This window comes from Ferruginibacter sp., from assembly GCF_031391665.1.
Lineage (GTDB): Bacteria > Bacteroidota > Bacteroidia > Chitinophagales > Chitinophagaceae > Ferruginibacter.
The window spans coordinates 1-2,243 of sequence record NZ_JANMUN010000189.1 but is presented as its reverse complement, the minus strand read 5'-3'; the positions used below and the strand labels follow the sequence as shown (position 1 = coordinate 2,243).

2 protein-coding genes are annotated in these 2,243 nt (G+C 38.0%); one reads left to right on the top strand and one right to left on the bottom strand.

Going from position 1 to position 2,243, the window contains the following annotated elements; all coding sequences use genetic code 11:
- Positions 1 to 401, bottom strand: a 401-nt coding sequence (locus ACY651_RS14280) for a hypothetical protein (RefSeq protein ID WP_462253906.1), incomplete at its 3' end; no start/stop codon positions are given.
- Positions 402 to 623: 222 nt separating this feature from the next.
- Here ACY651_RS14280 and purL point away from each other — a divergent pair.
- The coding region (gene purL / locus ACY651_RS14275; protein ID WP_462253904.1) for a phosphoribosylformylglycinamidine synthase subunit PurL at positions 624 to 2,243 on the top strand (1,620 nt) is incomplete at its 3' end.

Genomic DNA, 2,243 nt, shown 5'->3' with positions numbered 1-2,243 from the left:
GATGGTAATAAAAAGCAGCAAATAATAACTGCCCACTGTTGTTTTTTATAAATCTGAATAAAGATCCTGTAAAAAGCTACATGCCCTAAAAAACAAAAAAAGTTAAAGAATAAACTGTTGATATAATAATTGCCCCGGCTGAAAATGTTGCAAACCGAAAGGAATTTAATAATAATATTATTTCTTAAATCGTTCCAAAAAGATTGAAAAGAATCGAACATGCCGCCGTAACCCTGTGAGTATTGCGATTTAAATATATTGGTGAAATATTCTTTGGGGTCGGATAAAAGTAATTGATATTCCTTCCACCCTTCCCGGTTTACATCCCAGTAATCGTTGCCGGTATTGTATAAATTATACGAGATCCAGCCAATAGCTAATCCGGCAATTATTTTTGCCAAAAAAAGCACCAATATGTATTTATTGTTAAGCCCTGCGTTTTTTACAAACGAAACTTTTGTAATCAACCAGCAAAATACGCAGAGGTAAATCGTAAAAAGAATATAATCCAAAGCAGTAAATTTTCAATGTGGGAAGATAGTTAAAATATTTACTTTCCTTATATCTTAATAAACTATTACGGTGTTACCTTTGCACTTTCTAACTCTTTCTTCTAACTATTTATGGAAATAACAGTAAAAACGGCAGAGCAATTACGCATTACAGCAGATGAATTTGAATTGATAAAACAAAAATTGGGGCGTACCCCCAACTTTACTGAGCTCTGTTGTTTCAGCGCCATGTGGAGTGAACATTGCAGTTATAAAAATTCAATTAAATGGTTAAAAACCTTACCCCGTGATGGTAAAAAAATGCTGGTAAAAGCCGGAGAAGAAAATGCGGGGCTGATGGATATTGGTGATGGTTACGGTGTGGTTTTTAAAATTGAAAGTCATAATCATCCTTCTGCAATTGAACCTTTTCAAGGTGCGGCTACGGGTGTTGGTGGCATTAACAGAGATATTTTTACCATGGGTGCAAGACCAATAGCATCGCTTAACAGTTTACGTTTTGGAAATTTAAAGGAATCAAAAACACAACATTTACTTGCCGGCGTAGTGCATGGCATTGGCCATTATGGCAATTGCTTTGGTGTACCCACAGTGGGTGGCGAAATTTATTTTGAAGATTGTTACCACACCAATCCATTGGTAAATGCTATGAGTGTGGGCATTTTAAAAAATGGAGAAACTATTTCTGCAACATCAGGAAATGTAAAAGGCAATCCAGTATTTTTTGTAGGCAGTGCAACAGGTAAAGATGGTATTGGCGGCGCAAGTTTTGCCAGTGCAGATATTACAGCCGACAGTGCAGAAGATTTACCCGCTGTGCAGGTGGGTGATCCCTTTCAGGAAAAGAAATTATTAGAAGCCTGTTTGGAAGTGATGAATACCGGCGCCGTAATTGGTATGCAGGATATGGGTGCAGCCGGAATTATTTGCAGCACCAGCGAAATGAGTGCAAAAGGCGAAGCAGGCATGCGGATTGATTTAGATAAAGTGCCTACCCGTCAAAAAGATATGAAAGCATGGGAATTGTTATTAAGCGAAAGCCAGGAAAGAATGTTGCTTGTTGCAGAAAAAGGAAAAGAACAATTGATAATTGATGTTTTTGAAAAATGGGATTTACCCTGCAGCGAAATTGGTGAAGTAACCAATGATGGTATGTTAAACTTTTACATGCACGGAAATTTGGAAGCAACATTACCTGCGTACGAATTAGTATTAGGAGGTGGTGCACCACAAAACGACAGGCCTTATGCCGAACCAAAATATTTTGAAAAGATAAAAGCATTTAATGCAGATACTATTGCTGTTCCAAAAAATTTAAAAGCTGTTGCAGAGCAATTAATTCAAATACCCAACATTGCCAGCAAGCGATGGATATATACTCAATATGATAGTATGGTGGGTGCAGGCAATGTAAGCACCAATGCACCAAGCGATGCAGCAATTGTTTTAGCAAAGCCCACTAATAAAGCATTGGCACTTACAACAGATTGTAACAGCCGTTATGTTTTTGCCGATCCGTATAAAGGTGCCATGATTGCTGTTGCTGAAGCTGCAAGAAATATTGTATGCAGCGGCGGGCAGCCATTAGGTGTTACCAACTGTCTTAATTTTGGAAACCCTTACGACCCGGAAGTGTATTATCAATTTGTAAACGCCATTAAAGGAATGGGTGAAGCCTGCATAAAATTTGATACGCCTGTTACCGGTGGCAATGTAAGTTTTTATAACCAG